This is a genomic window from Micromonospora sediminicola, from assembly GCF_900089585.1.
In the GTDB taxonomy this organism is placed as follows: Bacteria; Actinomycetota; Actinomycetes; order Mycobacteriales; family Micromonosporaceae; genus Micromonospora; species Micromonospora sediminicola.
Genome location: NZ_FLRH01000003.1, coordinates 4,321,854 through 4,347,824, shown reverse-complemented (window position 1 = coordinate 4,347,824; position 25,971 = coordinate 4,321,854). Strand labels below are relative to the sequence as shown.

Here is a 25,971-nt window from a genome sequence, read left to right as displayed (position 1 = left end):
GATGCGACCTGTGGTGCGGACGGTGGGAGGACCAGTGCGACTCGGGCTCAGCCTCGGATACCAGACGGCGTGGAGCACGCCGGCCGACCACCTGGCGCTCGCCCAGGAGGCGGACCGTCTCGGCTACTCGGTGGTGTGGGCCGCGGAGGCCTACGGCTCCGACTCGCCGAGCATGCTGGCCTGGATGGCGGGGCAGACCGAACGGATCGACGTCGGTGCCGCGGTCATGCAGATCCCGGCCCGTACGCCGGCGATGACCGCGATGACCGCCGCGACCATCGACGCCCTCTCCGGCGGCCGGTTCCGCCTCGGCCTGGGTGTCTCCGGCCCGCAGGTCTCCGAGGGCTGGCACGGCGTCCGGTTCGCCAAGCCGCTGGCCCGCACCCGGGAGTACGTCGACATCGTCAAGCTCGCGGTGGCCCGCAAGGAGGTCGCGTACGACGGCGAGCACTACACGCTGCCGCTGCCCGACGGGCCGGGCAAGGCGCTGCGGCTGGGCTTCCACCCGCCGCGCGAGCACATCCCGATCTACCTGGCCGCGGTCGGCCCGAAGAACCTGGAACTGGCCGGCGAGATCGCCGACGGCTGGCTGGCCGTCTTCTACGCCCCCGAGTTCGCCGAGGAGCAGCTCGCCTCCGTCCGGGCCGGTCGGGCCAAGGCCGGCAAGGAGCTGGCCGGCTTCGACGTGGTCCCATCCGTGCCGGTGGTGGTCGGTGACGACATCGCCACCTGCGCCGAGCTGGTCCGCTGGTACGCCGCGCTCTACGTGGGCGGCATGGGCAGCCGGCAGCAGAACTTCTACAACCAGCTCGCCACCCGGATGGGCTACGGCGACGCGGCCCGCGAGGTGCAGGACCTCTACCTGGCCAAGCGGCAGCGCGACGCCGCCGCCGCCGTGCCGATGGAGTTCATCGACCGCACCTCGCTGCTCGGTCCGAAGGAGCGCATCGCCGAGCGGATGCGGGAGTACGCCGCCGCCGGCGTCACCACCCTGTCGGTGACGCTGTTCGTGGCCGACCGGGACAGCGGCGTGCAGACGCTGCGCACCGTCGCCGAGGCCCTCGACCTGTCCGGGGTCGGCGAGTGACCTGGGTCGAGGCCATCGTCCTGGGCATCGTCCAGGGGCTCACCGAGTTCCTGCCGGTGTCGTCGTCGGGGCACCTGCGGATCACCTCGGCGATCTTCTTCGGCCGGGACGCGGGCGCGTCGTTCACCGCGGTGACCCAGCTCGGCACCGAGGCCGCCGTGCTCATCTACTTCTTCAAGGACATCTGGCGGATCGTCCGCACCTGGTGCCTCGGCCTGGTCGACCGCTCGGTGCGCTCCAGCCTCGACTACCGGATGGGCTGGTACGTCATCGTCGGCACCATCCCGATCGGCATTCTGGGGCTGCTCTTCAAGGACCAGATCCGCACCGCCGGCCGGAACCTCTACCTGATCTCCTTCACGTTGATCTTCTTCGCTCTGGTGCTCGCCTTCGCCGAGTACTGGGGACGGCAGACCCGCACGCTGGAGAACTTCCGGATGCGTGACGGTGTGGCGATGGGGTTGGGCCAGGCGATGGCCCTCATCCCGGGTGTGTCCCGTTCCGGCGGCACCCTGACCGTCGGCCTGTTCCTCAACCTCACCCGGGAGACCGCGGCCCGGTACTCGTTCCTGCTGGCCATCCCCGCCGTGGTCATCTCCGGCGTGTTCAGCCTGCCGGACGTGTTCGAACCCTCCGCGCCGGGCACCGCCGCGCCGAGCGTGGCGCAGATGGTGGTCGCGACGCTCATCGCGTTCGCGATCGGGTACGCGGCCATCGCCTGGCTGCTGCGCTACGTCGCCCACCACACGCTGTACGTCTTCGTGCTCTACCGGGTGGCGCTCGGCACTCTCGTACTCTGCCTGCTGCTCACCGGCACGATCAGCGCCACCTGACCGCGCCCGGACCCGACGAAGGCCGGCACCCCCTCTCGGGGGAGCCGGCCTTCGTGTCGGTCTCTCAGCTGTTCCAGTGGGCGGCGACGATGTCGGCGGCCTGCTGCTCCCACTGGGCGTAGTGGTCGGGGTAGGCCGAGACCTGGACGGTCTGCGCGGCGACGGTCAGCGGCATGTCCTGCCAGCCGTCGACCTGCTTCAGGGCCTTGAGGAACGCGGTGGTCGAGTACTCGGGGTCGGTGATCTGCTCGACCGTGCCCCAGCCGGAGGAGGGGCGCTGCTGGAACAGGCCCTGGGAGTCGTGGTCGTTGCGGTCGCCGAGGTGCCCGAGGTTCTCCAGCTTCGACTCCTGCAGGGCGGTGGCGATCGACACGACCGCGGCGCGCTCGTCCATGCCGGCCTTCTTCGTGGCGGCGATGATCGCCTTGGCGTTGGCGGTCTGCTCGTCGGTGAGGTCGATGCGCGACTGGGCGCCCTGCACGCCGTGCGGGATCAGCGCGGCGGTGTCGAGGCGGCTCTGCACGGCCACGGCGCTCTCCCGCGGCGCGGGGGTGCCGTCGGAGTGGTTGAGCGGGCCGGCGGCGAGGCCACCGGCGACGGTCAGACCGGCGATACCGAGGATGCTCTTGCGCAGCATGGTGTTCATGGGGGCTCCGTTCGGGGGTCGACGCGCCCGGGGGTGGGCACGCGAGCAGCCGTCAGGCGCTCGGAGAAGTCTTCGGGGGAAGGATCCGACCGGCTCACCGGGCCGGGGGCCTCGTGGTGGCGGCGGAACCCTGTGCAACGACCGGCGACCCGCCGTCATTCCGCGGGGTGGTGGCGTTTCCGCTGCTCAGCCGTGCACCCGGTACAACGCCTCGGCCCGTGGACCCATTCCGCCCGGCCGGTGTCCCCGACCACGCCCGAACCAGACACGCCGCCCAGGCCTCCGGTGCCGCCTTCGAGATCTTGGTAGGAAACGGCCCCTCCGGGGGCCTTCCGCTTCCAAGATCTTCCCGGTTCCTGCGATCCGGGACGGATGTCCCATTTACGGTGTGCTGGATGGTCTGCGGAGTACGGGAGTGCGGTGGGGTGCGTTCCCGCCAGCCCTGCGCGACATGCCGGTCGCCCGGCGCTCGGTGCCCGTCGCCGCGGTGGTGGGGGACGGGTGGCCGGGGTGGCACCGCCTAGGGTGGTCAGCGTGGCGACCCTTCTGCTTCTGCGACACGGCCGGACCACCGCGAACGCCGACGGCGGCCTGGCCGGCCGGCAACCGGTCGAGCTGGACGACACCGGGCGGGCCCAGGCCACGGCGGTCGGCGGACGGCTCGCCGGGCTGCCGCTCGCGGCGGTTGTGAGCAGTCCGCTGATCCGGTGCCGACAGACCCTCGACCTGGCGCTGCCCGGCGTCGAGCCGGTGGTCGAGGACGGGTTGATCGAGTGCGGCTACGGCGCCTGGGAGGGGCAGTCGCTGAAGAAGCTGGCGAAGGAGCCGCTCTGGCCGGTGGTCCAGCAGCACCCGAGCGCCGCGGCCTTCCCCGAGGGCGAGTCGATGGCGGCGATGTCCGCGCGCGCGGTCGCCGCGGTGCGGGCGTGGGACGCGCGGGTCACCGCCGAGCACGGGCCCGAGGCGGTCTGGCTGGCGTGCAGCCACGGCGATGTGATCAAGGCGATCGTGGCGGACGCGCTCGGCGTACACCTGGATCTCTTTCAGCGGATCGTGGCCGACCCGGCGTCGGTGACGGCGATCCGTTACACGCCGCTGCGGCCGTTCCTGGTCCGGCTCAACGACACTGGCGGCGACCTGTCGTCGCTGGTCCCGCCGCGCCGGCGGCGTCGGCGGACGGCCCGGCCCACCACCTCGGACGCGGCGGTCGGTGGCGGCGCCGGGGCGGCCGGGTGAGGCGGAGGCGGCGGGACCGGGCGCGACCGGGGCGTTGCGCTCTGGGCGGATTCGGCGTCGGTGGGCTGCGCGGTGCTTCCGCGCGCCGGATAGGGTCGTGGGTATGACGCACCAGGTGCACGCCTTCGAGCCGCCGGAGCGGTTCGTCGCCGGAACGGTCGGCCCGCCGGGGGAGCGTACGTTCTTCCTCCAGGCGCGGGGCGGCGGCCGGCTGGTCAGCGTCGCGCTGGAGAAGGTCCAGGTGTCGCTGCTCGCCGAGAAGCTCGAGGAACTGCTCTCCGAGGCGCAACGCCGGTTCGGCGTGCAGCTGCCGGAGGCGGCCCCGCCGGTGGGCGGCGACAACGAGCCGCTGGACACCCCGGTCGACGAGGAGTTCCGGGTCGGCACGCTGGGGTTGGCCTTCGACGTGGACACCGCCACCGTGGTGATCGAGGCGATCGCCGTCGGTGAGGCCGAGGTCGAGGTCGAGTTGGGCGACGCGGACGACGACGTCGAGGACGAGCCGGAGGAGCCGGACGACGACCTCGACCGGCTCCGGGTGCGGCTGACGCCCGAGGCGACCCGCGAGTTCATCGAACGGGCCAAGCGGGTGGTCAACGCCGGCCGGCCCCCCTGCCCGCTCTGCGGGCAACCGCTCGACCCGGCCGGTCACCTCTGCCCCCGGCACAACGGCTATCACCGGTGACCTCGTCGGAACTGCAGCCCCGCCAGGACGGCGCCGAGGCGCTGCGGTTGCTCGCCGACGGTGAGCTGACCCTGGAGGGGCGGCTGGTCGACGCCTCCAACGCCACGCTGCGCGGTGTCCTCGCCCTCGGCGGGCTCACCGCCCACTGCGTCTACAAGCCGGTACGCGGTGAGCGCCCGCTCTGGGACTTCCCGGACGGCACGCTCGCCGGCCGGGAGGTCGCCGCCTACCTGGTCTCCCACGCCACCGGATGGGACCTGGTGCCGCCGACCGTGCTGCGCGACGGCCCCTTCGGGCCCGGCTCGTGCCAGCTCTGGATCGACGAGCCGTCCGACGCCGAGCCGCTGGTCGGGTTCGTCCCGGCCGAGTCGGTGCCGCCGCGCTGGTTCCCGATCGCCGCGGCCCGCGACGACGACGGGACGCCGTACGCGCTGGCGCACGCCGACGATCCCCGGCTGGCCCGGCTGGCCGTCCTCGACGCGGTGATCAACAACGCCGACCGCAAGGGCGGCCACGTGCTCGTCGGGCCGGACGACCGGATCTACGGCGTCGACCACGGCGTGACCTTCCACGCCGAGGAGAAGCTGCGCACGGTGCTCTGGGGCTGGGCCGGCCGCCACCTGCCGCCGGACGCGGTCGAGATGCTCGACTGCCTCACCGGTCAGCTCGGCGGCGCGTTGGGCGAGGAGTTGTCCGAGCACCTCACCATCGGCGAGGTGACGGCGCTGGCCGCCCGGGTGCGGCGGTTGCGCGACACCGGCCGCTTCCCGCAGCCGCCGGAGGAGTGGCCGGCGATGCCCTGGCCGCCGATGTGAGCCGCTGTCGCGTTGATCACCCGTGGGCCGGCTCCTGAGCGTCCGCGCGGTCGTTAGGCTGGCGTTATGGAGTCTTGGGTAGGGCACGAGGTGCCACGGCTGCCAGGTGAGGGCGCACCGCTGAGGTTGTACGACTCGGCGCGACAGGGGCCCCACGTCAGCCGGCCCGACAGCGCCGCCTCGATGTACGTCTGCGGCATCACCCCGTACGACGCCACCCATCTCGGGCACGCCGCGACGATGATCACGTTCGACCTGGTGCAGCGGATGTGGCGCGACGCCGGCCTGACCGTGAGCTACGTGCAGAACGTCACCGACATCGACGATCCGCTGCTGGAGCGGGCCGAGCGCGACGGCGAGGACTGGAAGGTCCTGGCCATGCGGGAGACCGCGTTGTTCCGCGAGGACATGGAGGCGTTGCGGATCATCCCGCCGGCGCACTACGTGGGCGCGGTCGAGTCCATCCCGGACATCGCCGAGAAGGTGCTCGTGCTGCTCAAGGACGGCGCGGCGTACCGGCTCGACGACGGCACCGGCGACGTCTACTTCGACATCTCCGCCGCCCCGGAGTTCGGCTACGAGTCGAACCTGTCCCGCGAGCAGATGCTGGAGATCTTCCCGGAGCGCGGCGGCGACCCCGACCGCCCCGGCAAGCGGGACCCGCTCGACCCGCTGCTGTGGCGCGGCGCCCGCGAGGGCGAGCCGTCCTGGCCCGGCGGCGACCTGGGCCCCGGCCGCCCCGGCTGGCACATCGAGTGCGCGGTGATCGCACTCAACCTGCTCGGCGACCGGATCGACGTGCAGGGCGGCGGCAACGACCTGCTCTTCCCGCACCACGAGTGCTCCGCGGCGCACGCCGAGCGGCTGACCGGCGAGGCGCCGTTCGCCGACCACTACGTGCACGCCGGCATGATCGGCCTGGACGGCGAGAAGATGTCGAAGTCCAAGGGCAACCTGGTCTTCGTGTCGCGGCTGCGGGCCGACCGGGTCGACCCGATGGCGGTGCGTCTGGCGCTGATCAGCGGCCACTACCGCAGCGACCGCTCCTGGACCGACGAGCTGCTCGTCGAGGCGCAGGAGCGGCTGGGCCGGTGGCGACGGGCCGCCGCCGCGCCCGCCGGACCGTCGGGCGCGGCGCTGCTGGCCGGGGTGCGCGAGCGCCTCGCCGACGACCTGGACACGCCGGGCGCCCTGGCGGTGGCCGACGCCTGGGCCGCCCAGACCCTCGCCGGCGTGGCCGACGACAAGGACGCCCCGACGCTGTTCGCCGACACCGTCGACGCCCTGCTCGGCATCCGGCTGTAAGGAAGGGCCCCTTCTTAACGCCTGCGGTAGAGGAGGGGCCCCCGCTTAACACCTGCCGATCGCGCGCCGGCCCGGCTGTCGTCGGGGTGTCGCGGTGGCGGATCAGCCCAGGACGAGGCCGGGATCCGGGTCCCGCTCGGGCGCCGGAGCGGGAATCCTGTACTCCTCGGTGAGCGTGGTCATCGGGCCGGGCCAGGTGGCCTGGGCGACCTCGATCGGCTTGTGCCGCTCGTCGAAGGCGACGTGCAGCAGGTGCAGCACCGGCGTGTCCGGGCGGATCTGCAGGATCTCCGCCTCCTCCCGGCTGGGCTGCCGGGCGCTGATCGTGTCCGTCGCGGTGACGTACCGGCGGCCGGTCGCCTCCTCGGCCTCCTGGTAGAGCGGCCGGCCGAACGCCTCGGCGCGCTCCAGCGAGGTGCCGGCGGTGTCGGCGGGCAGGAACCAGGACGCGCCGACCTCGACCGGGGAGTCGTCCGTGCGGACCAGGTGCCGCCGGCAGAGCAGGTCGGTGCCGTCGGCGACGCCGAACGCGTCGGCCACCTCCGCCGGGGCGGGGGAGCGGCCGACCGAGACCAGTTGCTGGCGGTACCGCGCGGCCAGGTCGGTGTGGTAGCCGCGGAAGCCGCCGTACCGGCCCCGGGCCAGGCGGTTGAGGCGGCGCCGGGTGCCCCGGACGTACGTACCCGAGCCGGGTTTGGTGATCAGGACGCCCTCGACCCGCAGCTGGTCGACGGCGCGCTGCACGGTCTGCTTGGCGACGCCGAACATCTCGGCGATGGCCGGGATGGACGGCAGCCGCTCGCCCGGCGCCCAGTCGCCGCGGCGCACCTGCGCCTTGAGCTGCGCGGCGATCTGCCGGTGCGGGAACTCGGCCGCGCCCGGGTTGATCTGCATGCCCGCCTCCTCAGAACAGCTAGGTTCCTAGGATGCCCTAGAGGGTGTGACGGCGCCACCCCGGACACGAAGAAGCCGGGCCCCGGCAAGAGGGCCCGGCTTCGACGAAAAGAGCTACCAGGAGCCCGCGGTCGGGCCGGCGGAACCGCCGCGGCGGCGCAGGTACTTCTCGAACTCCTGGGCGATCTCGTCCCCGGTCAACGGGGTGATGCCGGCGTCGCCGACCCGTTCCTCCAGCTCGCGCACGTACTCACCGAGCTCGGCGTCCTGCTCGGCAGCGCTGCGCACCCGCTGCTCCCACTCGGCGGCCTCCTCGGCCAGGTCGGCCATCGGCACCGGCAGGTCGAGCACCTCCTCGACCCGGTGCAGCAGCGCGAGCGTCGCCTTCGGGCAGGGCGGGTTGTTGGCGTAGTGCGGCACGTGCACCCAGAACGACACGGCGTCGACCTCGGCCCGGGTGCAGGCGTCGTGCAGCACGCCGACGATGCCCGTCGGGCCGTCGTACCGGGTGGGGGTGAGCTGGTAGCGCTTGGCCGCGTCGGCGTCCGACGCGCTGCCGCTGATCGGCAGCGGCCGGGTGTAGGGGACGTCGGCCAGCAACGCGCCGAGCAGCACCACCCGCTCGACCTCCAGGCTGTGGCAGATCTCCAGCACCTGCTCGCAGAAGGTGCGCCAGCGCATGCTCGGCTCGATGCCCCGGATCAGCACCACGTCGCGCTCGGTGCCGTCCGGGCTGGCCACCATGAAACGGGTGGTCGGCCACTCGACCCGGCGGGTCTCCCCGTCAGCCATGGTGATGGTCGGCCGGCTGACCTGGAAGTCGTAGAAGTCCTCCGGGTCCAGCTCGGTCACCTGCCGCGCCTGCCAGACCTGCTCCAGATGCTCCACGGCGGCGGTCGAGGCGTCCGCGGCGTCGTTCCAGCCCTCGAAGGCCGCGATGGCGACCGGGGAGCGCAGAACCGGCAGCCCGTCGAACTCGGTCACGCCGTCACCTCACCCTGCTCGTCGGGAGCGGCGCCGCGTGATCGACCCGTCGCGTCCCTGATGTCCTTCACGTCCGTCAGCCTACGTGCCGCCGCGGGAGCCGGCCCGTCGGCCGCGCCGGTCGCCCGGCCGGACCACCCGGGCGAACCGGACGAAGGGTACGCCGTGATCCGCCTGACACTATGTGGGATGCCTCCGTTGGTGTGACCGGGCCGTCCCCGCGCGCACTAACCTGGCCCTGTGCCTACTTCGTTGCGTGACCTGCTGGCGGACCGGATCCTGATCGCCGACGGCGCGATGGGGACGATGCTCCAGGCAGCCGACCTCACCCTGGACGACTTCGACGGCCTCGAGGGCTGCAACGAGATCCTCAACGTCACCCGGCCGGACGTGGTCCGCGGCGTGCACGAGGCCTACCTGGCCGCCGGCGCGGACTGCGTGGAGACCAACACGTTCGGGGCCAACCTGCCCAACCTCGCCGAGTACGGCATCGCCGAGCGGATCCGGGAGCTCTCCGAGGCGGGGGCGCGGATCGCCCGGGAGGCGGCCGACGCCTTCGCCACGCCGGAGCAGCCGCGTTTCGTGCTCGGCTCGATGGGGCCGGGCACCAAGCTGCCCACGCTGGGGCACGCGAGCTACGCCTCGCTGCGCGACGCGTACCAGGAGAACGCCGCCGGCCTGATCGCCGGCGGGGCGGACGCGCTGATCATCGAGACCTGCCAGGACCTGCTCCAGGTCAAGGCCGCGGTGGTCGGGTCGAAGCGGGCCCGGGACGCGGCGGGCCGGGACGTGCCGATCATCTGCCAGGTGGCGGTCGAGACCACCGGCACCATGCTGCTGGGCAGCGAGATCGGGGCGGCGCTGACCGCGATCGAGCCGCTCGGGGTCGACCTGATCGGGCTCAACTGCTCCACCGGCCCGGCCGAGATGGGCGAGCACCTGCGCTACCTGGCGCAGCACTCGCGTATCCCGGTGTCGGTGATGCCGAACGCCGGCCTGCCGGTGCTGACGGCCGACGGCGCCTACTTCCCGCTCGGCCCGGAGGAGATGGCCGACGCGCTGGAGCGGTTCGTCGACGACTACGGCGTCGGGCTGATCGGCGGCTGCTGCGGCACCACGCCGGAGCACATCCGGATGCTGGTGGAGCGCCTGGGCGGGCGCCGGCCGGCGGCCCGGGAGCCCCAGCCGGAGGCCGGCGTCTCCTCGATCTACCACCACGTGCCGTTCGCCCAGGACGCCAGCATCCTGATGGTGGGGGAGCGGACCAACGCCAACGGTTCGAAGGCGTTCCGCGAGGCGATGCTCGCCGGCGACTGGCAGGCCTGCGTGGAGATCGCCCGCAGCCAGGCCCGGGACGGCTCGCACCTGCTCGACCTCTGCGTCGACTACGTCGGGCGCGACGGCACGCAGGACATGCGGGAGCTGGCCGGTCGGTTCGCCACCGCGTCCACCCTGCCGATCATGCTGGACTCCACCGAGCCGGCGGTCGTCGAGGCCGGGCTGGAGATGCTCGGCGGCCGGTGCGTGGTCAACTCGGTCAACTTCGAGGACGGCGACGGCCCCGACTCCCGCTACGCGCGGGTCATGCCGGTGGTCCGGGAGCACGGCGCCGCCGTCGTGGCGCTGCTCATCGACGAGGAGGGCCAGGCCCGCACGCGAGAGTGGAAGGTACGGGTGGCCGCCCGCCTGATCGACGACCTGACCGGCCGGTGGGGGCTGCGCCGGGAGGACATCCTCATCGACGCGCTGACCTTCCCGATCGCCACCGGGCAGGAGGAGACCCGCCGCGACGGCATCGAGACGATCGAGGCGATCCGGGAGATCGCCGCCCGCTACCCGGGCGTCAACTTCACCGCCGGCATCTCCAACGTGTCGTTCGGTCTGAACCCGGCGGCCCGACAGGTGCTCAACTCGGTGTTCCTGCACGAGTGCGCCCAGGCCGGCCTCAGCTCCGCCATCGTGCACGCCAGCAAGATCCTGCCGATGTCGAAGATCCCCGACGAGCAGCGCGAGGTGGCGCTGGACCTGGTCTACGACCGCCGCCGTGAGGGCTACGACCCGGTGCAGCGGTTCATCGAGGTCTTCGAGGGCGTGGACGCCTCGTCGGCGCGGGCCACCCGGGCCGAGGAGCTGGCCGCGCTGCCGCTGGACGAGCGACTCAAGCGGCGGATCGTCGACGGCGAGCGCAACGGCCTGGAGGCCGACCTGGACACCGCGATGGCCGAGGGCCGCACGCCGCTGTCCATCATCAACGACCTGCTGCTGGACGGCATGAAGGTGGTCGGCGAGCTGTTCGGCTCCGGGCAGATGCAGCTGCCGTTCGTGCTCCAGTCCGCCGAGGTGATGAAGACCGCGGTGGCCTACCTGGAGCCGCACATGGAGAAGACCGACGACGACGGCAAGGGTCGGATCGTGCTCGCCACCGTGAAGGGCGACGTGCACGACATCGGCAAGAACCTGGTCGACATCATCCTGTCCAACAACGGCTACGACGTGGTCAACATCGGCATCAAGCAGCCGATCGCCGCGATCCTCGACGCGGCCGAGGAACACCGGGCCGACGCCATCGGCATGTCCGGGCTGCTGGTCAAGAGCACGGTCATCATGAAGGAGAACCTGGCCGAGATGGCCGAGCGGGGTGTCGCCGAGCGCTGGCCGGTGCTGCTCGGCGGGGCGGCGCTGACCCGGGCGTACGTCGAGGACGACCTGCGTTCGGTCTACCCGGGCCAGGTGCACTACGCGCGGGACGCGTTCGAGGGGCTGTCCCTGATGGACCGGGTGATGGCGGCCAAGCGGGGCGGCGCGCCGATGGTCGACCCGGAGCGGGAGGCCGCGCTGGCGGCCCGCCGGGAACGGCGCGAGCGGCAGCGGGCCATGGTCCGCGAGGCGCTGCCCGAGCTGGACGACGCCTCCGTGCGGTCCGACGTGGCCGTGGAGGTGGGCGTGCCCACGCCGCCGTTCTTCGGCACCCGGGTGGTCAAGGGTGTGCCGCTGGCCGACTACGCGGCGCTGCTCGACGAGCGGGCCACGTTCCTGGGCCAGTGGGGGCTGCGCGGCGCCCGGGGCGGCAAGGGCCCGTCGTACGAGGAGCTGGTGGAGACCGAGGGGCGGCCCCGGCTGCGCTACTGGCTGGACCGGCTCATCTCCGACCAGGTGCTGGAGGCGGCCGTGGTGTACGGCTACTTCCCGGCGTACTCCGAGGGCAACGACCTGGTGGTGCTGGACGAGAACGGGCACAGCGAGCGGGCCCGGTTCTCGTTCCCCCGGCAGCGGCAGGAACGCCGGCTGTGCCTGGCCGACTTCTTCCGGCCGCGGGGCGAGCAGCTCGACGTGGTGGCGTTGCAGCTGGTCACTGTCGGGCAGCCGATCAGCGAGTACACGGCGAAGATGTTCGCCGCCAACGAGTACCGCGACTACCTGGAGGTGCACGGCCTGTCCGTGCAGCTCACCGAGGCGCTCGCCGAGTACTGGCACCGGCGGATCCGGGCCGAGCTGGTGCTGCCCGGCGGCGGCACGGTCGCCGACGACGACCCGGCCGACCTCGCGGGTCTGCTGCGCACCGACTACCGGGGCTGCCGGTACGCGTTCGGCTATCCGGCCTGCCCGGACCTGGAGGACCGGGCGAAGATCGTGGAGCTGTTGGGCGCGGAGCGGATCGGGGTGCAGCTGTCGGAGGAGTTCCAGCTGGTGCCGGAGCAGGCCACCGACGCGATCGTCGTCCACCACCCGGAGGCGAGCTACTTCAACGCCAAGTGACCCCATCACCCGGCTTGAGCTGCGCAAACACTTTCCCGATGGGGCGTTCAGGCCGTGGTCAGGCCGTCGGGGCCGTGGGGCCCTGCCCGAAGGCAGTGTCGATCGCCCAGCGGGTACGGTCCTCGCTGGTGCGCAACAGGTGGGTGTAGACCCGCAGCGTGAAGCCGGGGTCGGCGTGGCCGAGGCACAGGGACAGCGCCTCGGGCCTCAGGACGTGCGTGAAGATCAGGCTCAGGGCAAGGGTGAAAACTATGGATAGATGATCGTCGGCCGCCGCGCTGACAGCTCCGTCAACGCATCGTTGGCCTCCAACCGAACAGACGCCTCTGGATGGTTGAGGTACGGCGTGATGATCGGCCGGGCGGCCGGGTCGTGTGTCAGGCCAAGGATGAGCAGCACATACCCGGTGAGTTCTGCCGACAGGTTGGGCAACAGCGGCGCTAGCGGCTGGAACACCGCCAGCGGCATCGCGTACGTGGTGGCCGCGTCAGCGCAGGCATTCAACGCTGACTCGCGCACACGCTCATCCGTCTCGGCGACGGTCAGCGCGACCAGCCGTGCCGTGGCGACCTCCGTGTCGTCCTGGTCGCCGGCGCAGCGTCGAAGGCAGTCGCCGACTTCATCGGCACCGTGCTCACGGACCCGCGGATCGAGGTCGGTGAGGAGAGCCAGTGCCCTTCTCAGCGCGTCGCGCCCTCTGTCCCGGTTCTCATACTCGTACGGCACCATCTCATGCTCCTGGGTGGAGCAGGCCCTGGGCATCGGCTGTCCGCGTCTATCCGGCACATGGCTTGACGGAATGTCACGCAGGGTCGAAGTTCCAGTGAGGTGGCAGGGCACCATCGCAGAGAGCGCAGGCGAAGTCGTCGTCTCGCACGATGTTGCGTTGCCCGCAGGCTGTGCACCATCTGAAGGTCAGTGCGGCGGTGAAGCCGCCTGGATGTGGGATGCCGAGACGATCAAGTGCTGCGGCGACTGCCGCCAACAGTCAGGGTCTGGGCAGTAGCCGGTCGACTGGTTACTGACCGCTTGGACGACGTATCCGGTGTTGCTCGCGGCGAAGGTGATCTCTCCGGCGGCCAAGACGTCCTGCCCGGCAGCACAGGCAACATGCTCGTTTTGGCGAGGCGCGACCCGGAGCGTGCCATGACGGTCGACGACGAAGGTGGCAGGCTCTTCGAGCCCAGTCGTCCGCCGATCATCGAGCCACATATCGAGCGCACTTGGTGTGTCGGCGACGACGATCCCCACCGGACCGACCTGTCGGGCCAAGATCTCTGGTGGTCCGACGTACCGATACCGCTTGAGCCGCGTCACGGCGCGAAGCTACCCACGCTGGCTCTTGGCCGTCTATCGAGATTGGTCCGCGGGTCTCAGGACGTGCGTGTCACGTCCGGCTAGACGATCTTGTCTGCCTCGGGCAGTTCATGTCGACAGAGTTGCGAACGGTACGTTTCAGCGAACGCGGTAGCACCACCTCCCTGCGGCGGTGGAGCCCTTCTGTGCTGAGCTCGATACGTGAACTGGATCGACACGCGAGAGGTGCAGATGACGGACGAGCATGCCGGTCAGCAGGAGGGGCCGTCCGCGGAAGAACTCACGAGCCGCACCAGGTGGTTTGAGCAGTACGTCGAGGCGTTGAACCAGCGATCTGTAGTCGCTGAAGCGGGGGGCGAACCGTACGCGTGTCCCTGCTGTCGGCACCCGACGCTTGAGGGGCGAGGTCAGTTCGAGATTTGCTTCGCCTGCGGCTGGGAGGACGACGGGCAGGATGACGAAGACGCTGACACGGTGCGAGGCGGCCCCAACGGTTCGCTCAGTCTGACGGATGCCCGGCGTGCCTACGCCGAACGGCCGGTCAGCCTGGCGGATGCGCGGCGTGCCTATGCCGAGCGACAAGCCCGTTGGGAAGAGCGCAGACGCCGCCGATCGGCGCCCAAGACGATGTGACGTGATTGGATCGCGGGCGGTTCGCTACGCTGGTAGCGGGACAGTCGCCCGAAGTTCCGCTTCGACGTCTGGCCGGCTGAACTACACCGTCGCGGATCGGACGATCAGTCGTCCACGTCGTACTCGGACTCCTCGACGAGACCTGCCACGAAGGTTTCGAAGTCGGGGGCGAGGACCGCGATCTGGTAGTTCCGCTCCTGGTCGACGTGTACGACGGCCGGCTCTCCTGGCGAGCGGTAGTCGAGGGCGATCATGTCGTGACCCGCCGATGGGCAGTCGGCCATGTAGATGCCGATGGCGGGGTAGCCCCATTCGGCTACCCAGAACGCACTGCCGAGCTCGCCGCAGAGGCTGAAGTCAGCAGTTCGACCGATCGCCGCGAGCGTGTACACGCCGACGTGGTCCCGAGCCCATGAGGTCCGGCTGGGTGCAGGATGGGCGTCACGGGCGAAGGCGCCGCCGTTGTGTCGACGAGCGAGGTCCACGTACGCGGCCGGCAACTGGTATCCAAGCTGCGCTTCCACCGCCCGTAGAGTCTCGTCGGTGAGCGGATCCTCAAGGGGACCGGATCCGTCGAAGACAGTTGCGGGATCGAGCACGGGTCGACGGTAGTCGGTTGGAGCCAGTCCCGCGGGCCCCGGCATGCCTTTGATGTTCGCGCAGCTCAAACGGGGGTTGGGTGCCCTTTGCCCGGCCGGCCTGGCACCCGGCGACAGTTCAACGTTAAGTGACGCCGTCACCGCGCCTGATCTGCGGGAACATTGCCTCGATGCTCTGGTGCTGTGACCGCACAGGGTCGCCCGGTTGGATGCCTCACAGGTTGTTGACGTAGAAGTTGGTGAGCCTTTCGACGGCGGCGTCGACGTGTGCGGGCTCGTCGTACATCTCGTAGTGGCCGGCGCCGTCGATCACCATGAGGTCGACCGGGTTGGGGGCCAGTTTCCACAGCTGCATGCCGGTGTCGTAGGAGCCGGTGTTGCCGAGGCGTCCGGCGAGGATGACCTGCAGCGGCTGGGTCATGAGCTGATCGGCCAGGTGGAAGGCGTCATAGCCCAGCAGGAGGGAGTCGCTGCGCAGGAGGCGCCGGTTCGTGGAGTGTTCGTTACCGCCGCGCGCGGTGCGGTAGTAGGTGACGGCCTGAGTGGTGTCGATGTCGGTCAGGCCCGCTGCCGTGGCGTCCGCAAGGGTGTCGGGCAGCCAGTTCACGCGGGTCGTCTCGCCGGAGCGGGCCTCTTCGGTCCGTGCGTCCGCGAGGGTGTCGAGTGCTGCGGCCGGACCGTCCGGGGAGAAGCTGCGGAACGCGGCGCCGATGTCGACGGGGACGACCGTGCCGACCGCCTTGATGCGGTGATCAGTGCGGGCGGTGTGCACGGCGTAGCCCCCACCGGCGCAGATGCCGAGGACGCCGATGCGCCGCGGGTCGATGCCGGGGGCCGCGGTGAGCATGTCGATGGCGTAGGAGATGTCCTCACCTCGGCGGTAGGGGTCTTCGAGGTCGCGGGGCTCGCCCTCGCTCCGGCCCTGATGGGCGGGGTCGAGGACGAGCGCGGCGATGCCCCGGGCGGCGAGACGGGAGGCGTAGTTGGCGCCGATCTGCTCCTTCACGCTGCTGCCCGGGGTGGAGAGCACCACGGCGCGCAGCGGTGCGCTGCCGTCGGCGCTGTCGGGCAGGTGGAGGTCCGCGGCGAGGTTGATGGGACCGCGCGGGATCGTGAGGTGCTGAATCATGCTCGGCTTCCTTCGTGAGATTGTTGTTCCATAGAAGTCCAGTACAATACTGCCTATTGTACGATCTGAAACTAATACGAAACTGTACCAAAGGGGGATGGAGGGACCGCATGTCGGTCGACGGCGCGCAGCTGTGGACGCTGAACCAGCGGCTGCTGGCAGTCGTGATGGACGCCTGCACGGAGGAGTTGGCCGAGCTCGGGCTGGAGACGAAGGAGTTCTTCGTCCTGGCCGAGGTGGAGGCATCGCCGTACCCGGCCGAGATCGCCACGGCACTGCTGCTGCCCAAGGCGAGCGTGACGGTCTACGTGCGCAACCTCGTCGCCAAGGGCTTCATCCGCCGCGAGATCGACGAGGCGGACCTGCGGCGTCACCGGCTCGTACTGACCGACGAGGGCACGAAAGCACGCGATCGAGCACTTGCCGCCCTCGCAGCGGAGTACGACCGCAGGTTGGCGAGGGTCACCCCCCAGGACCGCACGGAGTTGCAGCGCATCCTCAAGGAGATGCTCTCGCCCGCATGAGTCCATGGTCACGAGCGGTTCGTCTGCCCGGTGAGCCCCTGCTCGCCGGTGCGGTGACCGAGTAGATTCGTCAGCCCGGACGACCGCCCCGGTGAACCTTCCCGGTCAGAGCACCAGCCCACGTCGCTGGGCGTCGTCGACTCCGGACAATAGGATCCGGATGTGGCGACGGCGGTGGCGAGGCTGGCCCTGATCGGGCCACCCGGCGCGGAGACGGCCGAGGTGGCGTACCGCCTCGCCGGCCGGCTCGGCGTCCCCTCGATCTCCATGGTGGACGCGGTGCAGTCAGCGGTGCGTACGGGATCGGCGCTGGGCGACGAGCTGCGTAGATTCATGAACGCCGAGCAGGCGCCACCGATCGACCTGGTCGTCGCGATCGTACGGCGCCGGCTCGGCGAGCCTGACGCGGTCGACGGCTTCGTCTTCTGGACGGAGTCTCCGGTGCTGGCGGTGTTGCGGGCGCTGGAGACGTCGGGGTTCCACGTGGTCGAGCTGGTCCTGGCCGATGCCGAGGCGGCCCGGCGGTTGACGGGGCGCCGCCTGTGCCGGGGCTGCGGCAGGGTCTGGCACGTCGAGTCGGCGCCGACGCAGGTCGACGGTGTGTGCGACCGCTGCGGTAGCGGGTTGGTCCATCGCGAGGACGATCGCCCTCCGGCCGTCGCCCGCCAACTGGGCGTCCACCACCTGCACAGCGCTCCCGTGCTGGCCCGCTACCGCTTCGCGGGTTCCCTGATCAGCGTCGACGCCGCCCGGCCGGCGGAGGAGATCACCACCGAACTGGCCGGTCGACTCGCGCGGAGTTGACCGAACGCGTGGGTCGAGCCGAGACGGCGCCAGCCCTCTGCTGACGATCGGTGTCGACGCCGCGTCCGGCTAGAAGATCTCGAGCTGGCCGGGGTACGGAGTGGGCGGATCCGGTTCCGGCAGGAGCTCCAGGGCCTCGGCGGCGAGACGGTCGATCGTCTCGACGGGCATGGAGAAGGCGATGTGCCAGGTCTCGTCGTCGTGGCCGATCAGGGCGGTGACGGTGTCGTCGTTGATGGCCCAGTGCACCGGTATGCCGGCGGCGTCGCCGATCTGCAGTGCGCGTCGAGCGGACCAGTCGGCCTGGCGGATGGACCGCAGGCGCGCGAGTTCGCTGAGGTGGGCCCAGAAGTGGAACTCCCACGTGGGCGTCTGCAGCATCACCACCACGACGGCGGGATCGTCCCCGCTGCGATCTATCGACACGCTGGCCATCGGAGAAGGATGCCAGACGGCCCCCGGCCGGCCCATGGGCTGAGGCCGTGCGGCGCTCGGGGCGGGGTCCACGTCCGGATGGCACCATACGTGTGGTGAGTTGGACGTTGCTGGTCATGCCGCTGCACGTCGCGGCGGCGGACGGCGCACTCGGGTGGGCCGCCGACGCCGGGTCGTCCTTCGGCCTGCCCGAGGAGCTTCCGCCCGACCGCGAGTTACCGACGGTGGCGCAGGTCCTGTCCGCGTTCCGGGAGGCCGGGTGTCACGGCGTGCCGTGGTTCCGGGTCGTCGGGCCCGATCCGGCCCGGGATCTTCCGGGCTGCCCGGAGCCTGCCACCTGTGCCTCGACGGGCGGCAGGGACCTGGGCGAGGTCAGTCTGGGCGTCGACGGCGCGGACGATGACGAACTGGTGGAGCCGGACCGGGCCGTGCGTGACGTCGGGTTCCGCAAGCCGTCCGGCGCCGCGGCGCTGGCCGCGGTGGTGGCGCTGGCGTCGCGGGCGGGCCCGCTGCTGGTGTTCGACGACGGTGGGGCGCACGCGGTCGCGGTGTCGCCGGGCGACGATCCGGCCGACCTGGCCCGCCACTGGCCGTGGTAGCCGCGCGACGACGCCCTCGGCCGGCCGTTCTCTCAGAGGCTGTGGTCGGTGTTTCGGGAAGCGGCGGCCCGCTCACAGCGCCGTGCCCCGGGCCCGGGCGGCGTCCGTCAGCGGCTGCCGGATCTGCCTCGGCAGGCCGTCCAGGATGTGCCGGCGGCGCTCGACGGGCATCCCCGCCGCGAGCACGGCCCCCCACTGTGCGGGCATTTCGGTCAGCAGGCGCCGTACCTGTTCGTCGCCGAGGCGGGCGACCACGGCGGCGGCCCGCGCCGGTGGCAGCCAGGCCAGCACCGTCGCCTGGCGGGGCGTCGGCATCGCCTCGACGAAGACCTGCACGTCGGCGGGTACGTGGTCGAAGAGCATCCTGTCACTGAGGATCGCGGCCACCCGGGCCGGTTCCATGGCGGACAGCGTGGCGTAGAGCCAGGCGCTGCCGAGGTGGGCCTCCAGCTGGACGACGTCGTCGACAGTAGCCGTGGCCAGCTCGGCGGCGGCGTCCCTCGGGGACAGGCGGCCGATCCGCAGGGGCCCGTGCAGGAGGTCCGCCCGTCGCGGCGACATCGCCGCCAGCACCGCCTCGGCCCGCTCCGGCGGCATCCGCACCAGGAACTTCGCCCCCTGCGAGAGGCCGTGGTCGAGCAGCCCGGCCACCCACGGCCGAGGGGCTCGGGACAGCAGGTCGGTGGCCCGGGTCTCGTCGAGCCGGTTGACCACGAGGACGGCCGATCCGGCCGGAAGCGCGGACAACTCGGCGAGTGCCCGGTCGTCCGGCACGGCGGCCAGGTCAGCGGCCATCCGGCGCGCGGCGTGACTGTGCGCGGCTCCGACGCGCCTGGCCCACAACTCGCGGTTGCGCCGCGGCAGGTGGTCCGTGTCGGCCGGAGGCGGCCACGACAGGGCGAGCACCCGCGCGGCGGGAAGACGCCGCAGCAGGGTGTCCGCCGTCGTCCAGGATTCGAGGTGCAGGAGCGCGGAGAGCCGGTCGTCGGACGTCTTGCCCAGCAGCGCGGCCGACCGGTCCGGCGGGATCCCGTCGAGCAGCCCCGGGACCCGGTCCGGCGGGATCTCCACCAGCAGGTCGGCGGCCCGTACGGCCGGCATCGCGCCGAGGACGTGGACCGCCAGCTCCTGGGGGAGTAGCACCAGCCGCTTGGCGGCCAGCCCCTCGTCCATGCCGGCCAGCAGTGCCGCGCACCGGTCGCGGGGCAGCGCGGCGAGACGCCGTGCGGCGGACGCCTCGTCCATCTCCGTGAGGACCCAGCAGGCGTCATTCTGGCTCATCGTCATGAGCTGGTCGACCGACTGGTGGACCGGCATGCTCGCCAGCCGCTGCGCGGCCGAGCGCGCCTGCCCGGCGTCGACGTAGATGGTGCCCTGCGCCACCTGGTAGATCCGTGCGCCGTCCTGGGCGGCGGCGTTCATCTCGACCCGGTCGGCGCCGGTCGGGCCCGTCTCGTCAGCCATCGCCCCGCACGTGGAGGTCGCCCTGCCCCACCTGGTAGATCCGGCTGTGGTCGCTGGCCGTGGCCCGCTGGGTCACGTCACCCCGCCACGTCCGGCCGGTTGCCCGCAGGGCGGGAACGAGGTCGTCGTCCAAGAGGTGCCGCAGTGCGACGGCGGCCTCCGGGTCGTGCGTCAGAAGACGGCGGAGTCGATGCTGCCACTGCTGGGCCAGCTCTGCCTCCAGGGCGGAGCGGTCCTCTTCGGAGGCGGCGACGAGATCCGCGCGGGTGTCCACCAGTTCGGCCTCGACGACCTCGGCGCGTTCCGGATGGAAGCGCCGCCAGACGGTGTCGACAGCCGACTTCGCCGTCGACCACGCATCGGTGGCCAGCAGCGCGACGACGGTCGTGCCCGCGGTGTTGGCCAGGGCCCACATCTGCGGATCCACGCGGAGGCTCCCCACTGTCGACGACGGTCGTCGATCCAGCGTAGAGGACCCACGCCGCACCGGTGGGGCAGCGGACCCGCGACGGACTCCGGCCCGGCACCCGACGGCACATCGCCCGCAACGGTGGGAAGCCGACGTAGGGGGTGCGCGAAGTGCCGGTTCCGGACCTCGGACCCTGACGAAAGTGAGGGTGCGGGCCTGCCGTCCGGACGGTGCGCCGGACCGTTGACCGTCCCTACCGTCTCCCGATGACCTCTTCTCGCAGGCTGATGCTGGCCGTGCTGATCCTCACCGTCGGCGCCGGGGCCGTGGCGGCGCTCGCTCCGGGTGGCCTCGGCGACCCCCGGCCGGAGGTGGTGACCGAAGGCGTCTCGGCCGACCTGTACCGCGCCGTCGTCGGGGTGCCGGCGGGGGTCGTCCGCCTCGGTGAGCACGCGGCGCTCGGCGCGCCGCTGCTCCTCCTCGCCGCGCTCGCGTGGGTCGGCTGGGTCGGACGGCGGCGGCGCACCGGAGCGACCGCCGTCGTCGCGCTCACGGGCGCGGGTGCCGTCCTGGCGTACGTCACGAGCGAGGCGCTCAAGCTCGTCGTGGATCAGGAGCGGCCCTGTCGGGCCATCGCCGACGTACCGGGCTGGGTGCCGTGTCCGCCGGCCGGGGACTGGTCGTTCCCCAGCAACCACTCGACCGTCGCCGGCGCCCTCGCGACCGGGTTGGTGCTGGCCGCGCCCCGGCTGGCCGGGTTCGCGGTGCCGGCCGGCCTGCTCGCCGCGGCGGCGCGCGTGGTCGCCGGAGTGCACTACCCGCACGACGTCGTCGCCGGGCTGCTCCTGGGCACGGCGGTCACCGCGGCGGTCGTGGTGCTGCTGACGCCCGCCGTGCGTCGACCGGTCGGGTCCACCCGTGACCGATGCGCTCCGGAGCGGCCGGCGCGGTGACGGCGGACGCCGGGCTAGCGCAGCCGACGGTGCAGCCAGGTCACCACCAGTTCGTCGAAGCCGGGCGCCCGCGTGCCCCGTACCCGGATGCCGTGGTCGGCGTCGGGGAAGACCATGACCGTGTGGTCGGCGTGACCGGTCCCGCCGAGGATGCGCTCCAGGGCCCGTACGCTCGCCTCGACCGGCACCTGCACGTCGTCCGCGCCGTAGATCGCCAGCAACGGGCAGCGCAGGGCGGCCAGCGCCGGCTCCGGGTCGTGGTCGGCGATGCCCGCGAGGAAGCCGATCGTCGCGGGCGAGGTGCCGGCGAGCAGCGGGTACCAGGGTGCGTCGTGCCAGCTCGCCTGCGCGGTGTGGACGTCGGCCGGGTCGTCGCCGGCGCGGACCCGGTGCACCTGCTCGCGCAGCAGCACCGTCGCCTGTCGCACGTCGTCGTCGGAGAAGCCCGCCGCGGGCAGTTGGCGCCGGAGTCGGTATTCCTCCTGCGGCACCAGCCCCACCGCCGGGCCGGACACGATCACCACGGCGGCGACGGCGGCGGGGGAGAGGGACGCGGCGAGCGGCGCGACCCAGCCGCCCTGGCTGCCGCCGACCAGCGCGACGGCGTGCGGAAGCACCTCCGCCCGCGTCCGCAGCGCGCCCACCGCGGCCAGCGTCTCGCCGGCCCGGTCGGTCAGGGTCTGCCGGGTCCAGTCCCCGGTGGAGGCCCCGGAGCCGGGCTTGTCGTAGGCGAGGCTCGCGAAGCCGGCGGCGGCCAGCCCGGTCTGCCAGTCGCGCTGGTCGCGCCCGCCGGGCCCGGAGCCCTCGACGAACACGACCGCCGGGTACGGCCCGGGCCAGGGCGGCCGGACCAGGTCGCCGACCAGGGTGTCGTCGCCGTGGCGGAACGTCAGTTCCGCCACCTCGGGCAGGAACAGCATCGCGGTCAGCTCGCTCGCGGCGCGTACATGATGACGGCGACGCCGACCAGGCAGATGGCCGCGCCGACCAGGTCGTAACGGTCGGGGCGGAACCTGTCGACCACCATGCCCCAGGCCAGCGAGCCGGCGACGAAGATGCCGCCGTAGGCGGCGAGGATCCGGCCGAAGTTCGGGTCGGGTTGGAAGGTGGCCACGAATCCGTAGAGGCCGAGCGCGATCACCCCGGCGGCGATCCAGAGCAGCCCCCGGTTCTCCCGCCAGCCCTGCCAGACCAGCCAGGCGCCGCCGATCTCGGCCAGCGCGGCGACCAGGAACAGCAGGATGGAACGCGCGACCGTCATGCGTCCGACCGTAGCGTGACGGTCGCGCGGCGCAGGTCAGCGGGCTCGGCGAGCTGGTCGAAGGGCAGGGGGCAGCGGGGACTGGCGGCGCAGGCGACCAGGTCGTCGCAGCCGGCCGCGACGGCGGCGCGGAGCGTGTCGCGCGCGACCGTGAGGTCGGCGAGCCGCTGCTCCACCTCGGCGAGCTTGTCCCGGGCGCGGGCCCGGAGGCCGCTGTCGGCGTGGGGCGTGCGCCGGGCCGCCGGGATCAGGTCGGTGACCTCGGCGAGGGTGAAGCCGAGGCGTTGCGCGGCCTTGACCATCCGCAGCAGGGTGACGGCCTCGGCGGGGTAGAGGCGGTGTCCGCCCGGCGAACGGCGGGGTGCGGCGAGCAGCCCGCGCCGCTCGTAGTAGCGCAACGTCTGCACGTTGACCCCCACCGCGGCGGCGAGCTGGCCGCTGCGCAGCTCGGGCTCGGTGGTCATCGGTCGTGGCGGGACGCGGCCCGGGCGGCGAGGGCGTCGAGGACGTCGGTGTGGGCCGCCGGCACCCGGATGTCGAGGGTCAGCGACCCGCCGTCCGGCCGGGTGAGGTCGAAGGTGAAGAACGAGCAGCACGCCGATTCGCGCGCGGCGAGGTCGCGAGCCGTGCGTTCGACCTGGTCGGCCCCGTCGAGGAGCAGCCGCAGGTGCCGGGCCGACGGCCGGTCGACGGCGCGGACGGCGTCGCGGAACAGCGTGTCGAACTCGGCCAGCCGCAGCGGCCGTTCGGTGGTCGGCAGGGTGCAGGCGTCGGGCACCCAGGAGGATCCGTCTTCGTCGCTCACTCCTCGACGGTAAGCCCGTACCCGGGTACCGGATGCAAGTCGCGGGGCGAGGTCACGGCGGTGGGGCGGCGCAGCGACAGCCGCGCGGTGGTCGGTTCCTCGTGCTCCGCGGGGCTGTCGCCGCGTCATGCCGGGTGCCCGCCCCCGGACCGGACGGCCCGGGGGCGGGCCCGGCGGGTCAGTACGCGTAGGTGACGGAGATCGTCGCCGCCGGGCAGTTGTTCGCCCAACTGGTCAGCGCGCTCTTCTCCGCGCTGTCCACGGTGAGCCGCCACCGGATCTTCACCGCCACCCACTCGCCGACGTAACGGCACCGGGCCGAGGCGTACGGCGGCAGCCACGTCGCCGGGTCCTGGTCGCCCTTGGCCTGGTTGACGTTGTCGGTGACCGCCGCCAGCGCGCGGGCGTCACCCAGGTCGTTCGCGTACGCCTGGCGGCGGCTGGTGGTCCAGTTCCGCGCGCCGGAGTCCCACGCCTCGGCCAACGGCACCATGTGGTCGATGTCCAGGTCGCCGGTGGCCGTCCAGGTCGCGGCGTCGTAGTAGGAGTACCAACGTCCGCCGGAGAGCGTGCAGGTGCCGCTGACCGTCGGTTTGGTGGTGGCCTCGGCGTAGAGCACCTCGTTGCGGGTGTGGCAGCCGTCGCCGTCGGCGTCGATCCAGTGCGGGAACAGGTCGCGGCTGTATCCGGTGCGGACCTCGGTGGCGACGGTGAGGCCGGCGACGGCGGTGGTGAGCGGGGCCGAGTAGCCGGCGGCCGGGGCGGGGGCGGTGAGGCCGAGGGTGGCGGCCACGATGGCGGCCAGGCTGATGGCCGAGGCGCGCAGGGTGCGGGACATGGGAACTCCGTCCGACGGGGGTGGCGAATACCTGCACCCATATAGACAGACGTTGAAGTAATGAGCCAGATCAACTTCCGTGAACTTCGGATGACGATCGGCCGCCACCTGCTCGGACGTCGGGAATACGGCTGTGCCGGCCGGCCCGGCGGGCTACCGTCACCGGAGTACGGGCCGGCGCCCGGTCAGGAGCGCCGCGTCCACGCCCGCGCCGTCCGGTTGATGCGGCGGAGACGCCCGAGGGCGAGCATGGGTACGACGAAAGGGGCGGAGATGACCGACGAGGTGACGTCGAAGGTTCCGCCGGACCCGGCCCCCGTGCTGAGCGCGCCGGCCGGGCCACCGCCGGTCGGGCCGCCCAGCAGCCTCGACCTGTGGGCCCGCGCCCAGGTGCTGCACCGCTGCTTCGGCGACGACGACGGCGAGCCGCACATCATGCGCGGCCTGGACTGACCGCGCCGGCGATCAGGCGACCGAGGCCGAACCGAGCAGCGCGGCCGTCGGCAGCGCCAACCGCCCGTCCGCGTCCCGGAACCCGGCGGTGAGCCGGTCGTACTCCCGGCGGATGCGCTCCCGCGCCGCCGGCTCCTGCCGTTGCACGACGAGGCCGACCGCGCTGATGCCGGCCGCCGGCCCGGCCCACCAGTCCTCCGGATCCGTGCGATGGGTCCAGGTCAGGGTCGTGCACGCGACGTCGGTCAGCCCGGCGGCGCTCAGCAGGCCGGTCACGCCGGCCTCGGTGCGCGGGAAGTCCCGCCCGGGCGCCAGTCGAGGCAGGTCCGCCGGCGGAATCACCCCGGCGGCGCTGATCGCCTCGCCCCACAGGCGTTGCAGCGGCGGATGCGGCGACGGCCAGAGCGTCACCGCCACCCGCCCGCCGGGGCGTACCACCCGGCGCAGCTCCACCAGCGCGGCGGCCGGGTCGCCGACGTGGTTGAGCACGAAGTTGGCCACCGCCGCGTCGAACCGGTCGTCGGGGAGGGGCAACCGCGGCAGCGCGGCGCCGACCAGGCCAGCGCCGGCCGCGGTCGCCCGGGCCTCCGCCAGCATGCTGGCCTCCGCGTCGACCGCCACCACGGCGGCGCCACGGCCGAGCGCGACCGCCGCGACGGTGCCGGGGCCGGTGCCGACGTCGAGCACGCGCTGCCCGGCCCGCACCCGCGCCGCGTCCAGCAGCGCCGCCGTCGGGTACGCGCAGAGCCCGCCGAAGCTGCGCCGGTAGGCCCGCGCCCGCCCGGCCCAGCGGGAGCGCTCGTGGGCGTCGTAGTCGAACTCGATCATGTGCCGGAGCCTACGACCCGCGGCCGTGGCGCGGTGCCCTGCCGGACCCGGCCAGCGCAGCCGCACGCCGGCGTGGGCCACCCGCGGATGCACGGCGGCGACTGTACCGGGGGCGGTCCACGGTGGCCGGCGGTGGCTACCCTGCCCGGGTGACCCGACGTTCCTGGCTGTTGGCCGCGTCCACCGTGCTCGGCGTCGTCCTGCTGACCGGCGGCGCGGGAGCGCTCTGGCTGACCCGGACCGACCACGCCGAGGAGCGGGACTGCGTGGCCCGGGTCGCCGCCGAGGAGTCGACGGTCCGCACCGACCGGCGCTGGACCGACCGGGACGTGCCCGGCGTCGGGGCGTACCCGGAGATCCACTGGCAGGTCGACTACCCGAGCTTCGCCTGCTCCCGGGCCCCCGGCCCCACCGACCTGCGCTACCAGGGCGTGGTGCGGCTCGCGCCGGCCGACGCGCGCGCCCTGGCCACCACGTACGCCTGGACGCCGGTGACCGGCGCGGCGCCCGAGGTCTGGCCCGGCCTGACCGGACACGTGCCGGACGGCGTGCGCTGGCGGCGCAGCGCCGACCACGACGCCGCCGGCGCCGCCGAGGCGTGGTTCGCCCCCGAGCGGTCGCTGCTGCTGTTCACCGCCGTCGACACGTGAACGTTTCCCGGCTCCGGTACGTGAGAGCC

General features: G+C 72.5%; 30 protein-coding genes. 14 read left to right on the top strand and 16 right to left on the bottom strand.

The annotated features are described in order from the left end of the window. The first annotated feature begins 34 nt into the window (after positions 1-34). Complete coding sequence (locus GA0070622_RS19995) at positions 35-1,087, top strand: LLM class F420-dependent oxidoreductase (RefSeq protein WP_091265972.1); 1,053 nt, start codon at positions 35-37, stop codon at positions 1,085-1,087. Further along, positions 1,084-1,920: an undecaprenyl-diphosphate phosphatase gene (locus GA0070622_RS19990; protein ID WP_091575266.1), complete on the top strand. Its 837-nt coding sequence runs from the start codon at positions 1,084-1,086 to the stop codon at positions 1,918-1,920. The genes GA0070622_RS19995 and GA0070622_RS19990 overlap by 4 nt, the downstream gene beginning before the upstream one ends. Positions 1,921-1,984: 64 nt before the next feature. Here GA0070622_RS19990 and GA0070622_RS19985 read toward each other — a convergent pair whose 3' ends face one another. Then, positions 1,985-2,566, bottom strand: coding sequence for a hypothetical protein (locus GA0070622_RS19985; protein ID WP_091574381.1), 582 nt, complete (start codon positions 2,564-2,566; stop codon positions 1,985-1,987). A 525-nt stretch (positions 2,567-3,091) separates the two neighbouring features. Between GA0070622_RS19985 and GA0070622_RS19980 the strand changes: the two genes are divergently transcribed. The 4 genes from GA0070622_RS19980 to mshC all read left to right on the top strand — a co-directional run bounded on the left by GA0070622_RS19980 (position 3,092) and on the right by mshC (position 6,607). Next, positions 3,092-3,802, top strand: coding sequence for a histidine phosphatase family protein (locus GA0070622_RS19980; RefSeq protein ID WP_091575264.1), 711 nt, complete (start codon positions 3,092-3,094; stop codon positions 3,800-3,802). Between the two features lie 103 nt (positions 3,803-3,905). Continuing rightward, a complete protein-coding gene (locus GA0070622_RS19975) occupies positions 3,906-4,487 on the top strand; it encodes a DUF3090 domain-containing protein (RefSeq protein ID WP_091575261.1) in 582 nt (193 codons plus the stop codon). Beyond that, complete coding sequence (locus tag GA0070622_RS19970) at positions 4,484-5,302, top strand: SCO1664 family protein (protein WP_091575259.1); 819 nt, start codon at positions 4,484-4,486, stop codon at positions 5,300-5,302. Before GA0070622_RS19975 ends, GA0070622_RS19970 begins: the two co-directional genes overlap by 4 nt. A gap of 66 nt (positions 5,303-5,368) precedes the next feature. Then, positions 5,369-6,607 (top strand): cysteine--1-D-myo-inosityl 2-amino-2-deoxy-alpha-D-glucopyranoside ligase, encoded by a 1,239-nt coding sequence (gene mshC, locus GA0070622_RS19965; RefSeq protein WP_091575256.1) that lies wholly within the window; start codon positions 5,369-5,371, stop codon positions 6,605-6,607. Between the two features lie 102 nt (positions 6,608-6,709). Here mshC and GA0070622_RS19960 read toward each other — a convergent pair whose 3' ends face one another. Both GA0070622_RS19960 and GA0070622_RS19955 read right to left on the bottom strand, forming a co-directional pair. Beyond that, positions 6,710-7,501, bottom strand: a complete 792-nt coding sequence (locus GA0070622_RS19960; protein ID WP_091575253.1) for a GntR family transcriptional regulator — start codon at positions 7,499-7,501, stop codon at positions 6,710-6,712. A gap of 114 nt (positions 7,502-7,615) precedes the next feature. Continuing rightward, positions 7,616-8,485: a PAC2 family protein gene (locus GA0070622_RS19955; protein ID WP_091575251.1), complete on the bottom strand. Its 870-nt coding sequence runs from the start codon at positions 8,483-8,485 to the stop codon at positions 7,616-7,618. A gap of 252 nt (positions 8,486-8,737) precedes the next feature. On the opposite strand from GA0070622_RS19955, the gene metH reads away from it, so the two are divergent. Next, positions 8,738-12,241: a methionine synthase gene (gene metH, locus GA0070622_RS19950; RefSeq protein ID WP_091575248.1), complete on the top strand. Its 3,504-nt coding sequence runs from the start codon at positions 8,738-8,740 to the stop codon at positions 12,239-12,241. 249 nt (positions 12,242-12,490) lie between these two features. On the opposite strand, the gene GA0070622_RS19945 is transcribed toward metH, so the two are convergent. Together GA0070622_RS19945 and GA0070622_RS32890 are read right to left on the bottom strand one after the other, a co-directional pair. Beyond that, entirely contained in the window at positions 12,491-12,970 is a 480-nt protein-coding gene (locus GA0070622_RS19945; RefSeq protein ID WP_141684599.1) for a HEAT repeat domain-containing protein, read from the bottom strand. Positions 12,971-13,156: 186 nt separating this feature from the next. Then, positions 13,157-13,558, bottom strand: a complete 402-nt coding sequence (locus tag GA0070622_RS32890; protein ID WP_218060602.1) for a hypothetical protein — start codon at positions 13,556-13,558, stop codon at positions 13,157-13,159. 201 nt (positions 13,559-13,759) lie between these two features. Between GA0070622_RS32890 and GA0070622_RS19935 the strand changes: the two genes are divergently transcribed. Next, positions 13,760-14,191, top strand: coding sequence for a CPCC family cysteine-rich protein (locus tag GA0070622_RS19935; RefSeq protein ID WP_245666445.1), 432 nt, complete (start codon positions 13,760-13,762; stop codon positions 14,189-14,191). Positions 14,192-14,295: 104 nt separating this feature from the next. Here the strand turns inward: GA0070622_RS19935 and GA0070622_RS19930 are convergent, their stop codons facing one another. Together GA0070622_RS19930 and GA0070622_RS19925 are read right to left on the bottom strand one after the other, a co-directional pair. Then, the gene (locus GA0070622_RS19930; RefSeq protein WP_091575244.1) at positions 14,296-14,835 is read right to left on the bottom strand and encodes an SMI1/KNR4 family protein; all 540 of its coding nucleotides are present in this window, start codon (positions 14,833-14,835) and stop codon (positions 14,296-14,298) included. A gap of 169 nt (positions 14,836-15,004) precedes the next feature. Then, entirely contained in the window at positions 15,005-15,919 is a 915-nt protein-coding gene (locus tag GA0070622_RS19925) for an alpha/beta hydrolase (RefSeq protein WP_091575241.1), read from the bottom strand. Between the two features lie 110 nt (positions 15,920-16,029). Between GA0070622_RS19925 and GA0070622_RS19920 the strand changes: the two genes are divergently transcribed. Next, on the top strand, positions 16,030-16,443 hold the full coding sequence (locus tag GA0070622_RS19920) for a MarR family winged helix-turn-helix transcriptional regulator (protein WP_091575238.1): 414 nt from the start codon (positions 16,030-16,032) through the stop codon (positions 16,441-16,443). Positions 16,444-16,605: 162 nt separating this feature from the next. Continuing rightward, positions 16,606-17,247, top strand: a complete 642-nt coding sequence (locus tag GA0070622_RS19915; RefSeq protein WP_091575236.1) for an adenylate kinase family protein — start codon at positions 16,606-16,608, stop codon at positions 17,245-17,247. A gap of 69 nt (positions 17,248-17,316) precedes the next feature. Here GA0070622_RS19915 and GA0070622_RS19910 read toward each other — a convergent pair whose 3' ends face one another. Further along, positions 17,317-17,682: a hypothetical protein gene (locus GA0070622_RS19910; protein ID WP_141684598.1), complete on the bottom strand. Its 366-nt coding sequence runs from the start codon at positions 17,680-17,682 to the stop codon at positions 17,317-17,319. A 95-nt stretch (positions 17,683-17,777) separates the two neighbouring features. Here GA0070622_RS19910 and GA0070622_RS19905 point away from each other — a divergent pair, with 95 nt between their 5' ends. Beyond that, positions 17,778-18,281: a hypothetical protein gene (locus tag GA0070622_RS19905; RefSeq protein ID WP_141684597.1), complete on the top strand. Its 504-nt coding sequence runs from the start codon at positions 17,778-17,780 to the stop codon at positions 18,279-18,281. A gap of 72 nt (positions 18,282-18,353) precedes the next feature. On the opposite strand, the gene GA0070622_RS19900 is transcribed toward GA0070622_RS19905, so the two are convergent. Continuing rightward, entirely contained in the window at positions 18,354-19,745 is a 1,392-nt protein-coding gene (locus GA0070622_RS19900; protein ID WP_091575228.1) for a magnesium transporter MgtE N-terminal domain-containing protein, read from the bottom strand. Continuing rightward, positions 19,738-20,172, bottom strand: coding sequence for a hypothetical protein (locus GA0070622_RS19895; RefSeq protein ID WP_091577689.1), 435 nt, complete (start codon positions 20,170-20,172; stop codon positions 19,738-19,740). The genes GA0070622_RS19900 and GA0070622_RS19895 overlap by 8 nt, the downstream gene beginning before the upstream one ends. A gap of 248 nt (positions 20,173-20,420) precedes the next feature. On the opposite strand from GA0070622_RS19895, the gene GA0070622_RS19890 reads away from it, so the two are divergent. Next, a complete protein-coding gene (locus tag GA0070622_RS19890) occupies positions 20,421-21,107 on the top strand; it encodes a phosphatase PAP2 family protein (protein WP_245666443.1) in 687 nt (228 codons plus the stop codon). Positions 21,108-21,121: 14 nt separating this feature from the next. Here GA0070622_RS19890 and GA0070622_RS19885 read toward each other — a convergent pair whose 3' ends face one another. The 5 genes from GA0070622_RS19885 to GA0070622_RS19865 form a co-directional block, all read right to left on the bottom strand. Then, complete coding sequence (locus tag GA0070622_RS19885; protein ID WP_091575221.1) at positions 21,122-22,027, bottom strand: alpha/beta hydrolase family protein; 906 nt, start codon at positions 22,025-22,027, stop codon at positions 21,122-21,124. 5 nt (positions 22,028-22,032) lie between these two features. After that, positions 22,033-22,368, bottom strand: coding sequence for a YnfA family protein (locus tag GA0070622_RS19880; RefSeq protein WP_091575219.1), 336 nt, complete (start codon positions 22,366-22,368; stop codon positions 22,033-22,035). Beyond that, a complete protein-coding gene (locus tag GA0070622_RS19875) occupies positions 22,365-22,832 on the bottom strand; it encodes a MerR family transcriptional regulator (protein ID WP_091575216.1) in 468 nt (155 codons plus the stop codon). Before GA0070622_RS19875 ends, GA0070622_RS19880 begins: the two co-directional genes overlap by 4 nt. Next, positions 22,829-23,173, bottom strand: coding sequence for a hypothetical protein (locus tag GA0070622_RS19870; RefSeq protein ID WP_091575213.1), 345 nt, complete (start codon positions 23,171-23,173; stop codon positions 22,829-22,831). Before GA0070622_RS19870 ends, GA0070622_RS19875 begins: the two co-directional genes overlap by 4 nt. Before the next feature lie 178 nt (positions 23,174-23,351). Beyond that, positions 23,352-24,011, bottom strand: a complete 660-nt coding sequence (locus GA0070622_RS19865; protein WP_091575211.1) for an HNH endonuclease family protein — start codon at positions 24,009-24,011, stop codon at positions 23,352-23,354. A gap of 273 nt (positions 24,012-24,284) precedes the next feature. Here GA0070622_RS19865 and GA0070622_RS19860 point away from each other — a divergent pair, with 273 nt between their 5' ends. Further along, on the top strand, positions 24,285-24,464 hold the full coding sequence (locus tag GA0070622_RS19860) for a hypothetical protein (protein WP_091575208.1): 180 nt from the start codon (positions 24,285-24,287) through the stop codon (positions 24,462-24,464). A gap of 12 nt (positions 24,465-24,476) precedes the next feature. Here GA0070622_RS19860 and GA0070622_RS19855 read toward each other — a convergent pair whose 3' ends face one another. Continuing rightward, positions 24,477-25,292, bottom strand: coding sequence for a class I SAM-dependent methyltransferase (locus GA0070622_RS19855; protein WP_091575205.1), 816 nt, complete (start codon positions 25,290-25,292; stop codon positions 24,477-24,479). Positions 25,293-25,441: 149 nt separating this feature from the next. On the opposite strand from GA0070622_RS19855, the gene GA0070622_RS19850 reads away from it, so the two are divergent. Then, the gene (locus tag GA0070622_RS19850) at positions 25,442-25,942 is read left to right on the top strand and encodes a hypothetical protein (RefSeq protein ID WP_141684596.1); all 501 of its coding nucleotides are present in this window, start codon (positions 25,442-25,444) and stop codon (positions 25,940-25,942) included. Positions 25,943-25,971 lie beyond the last annotated feature (29 nt).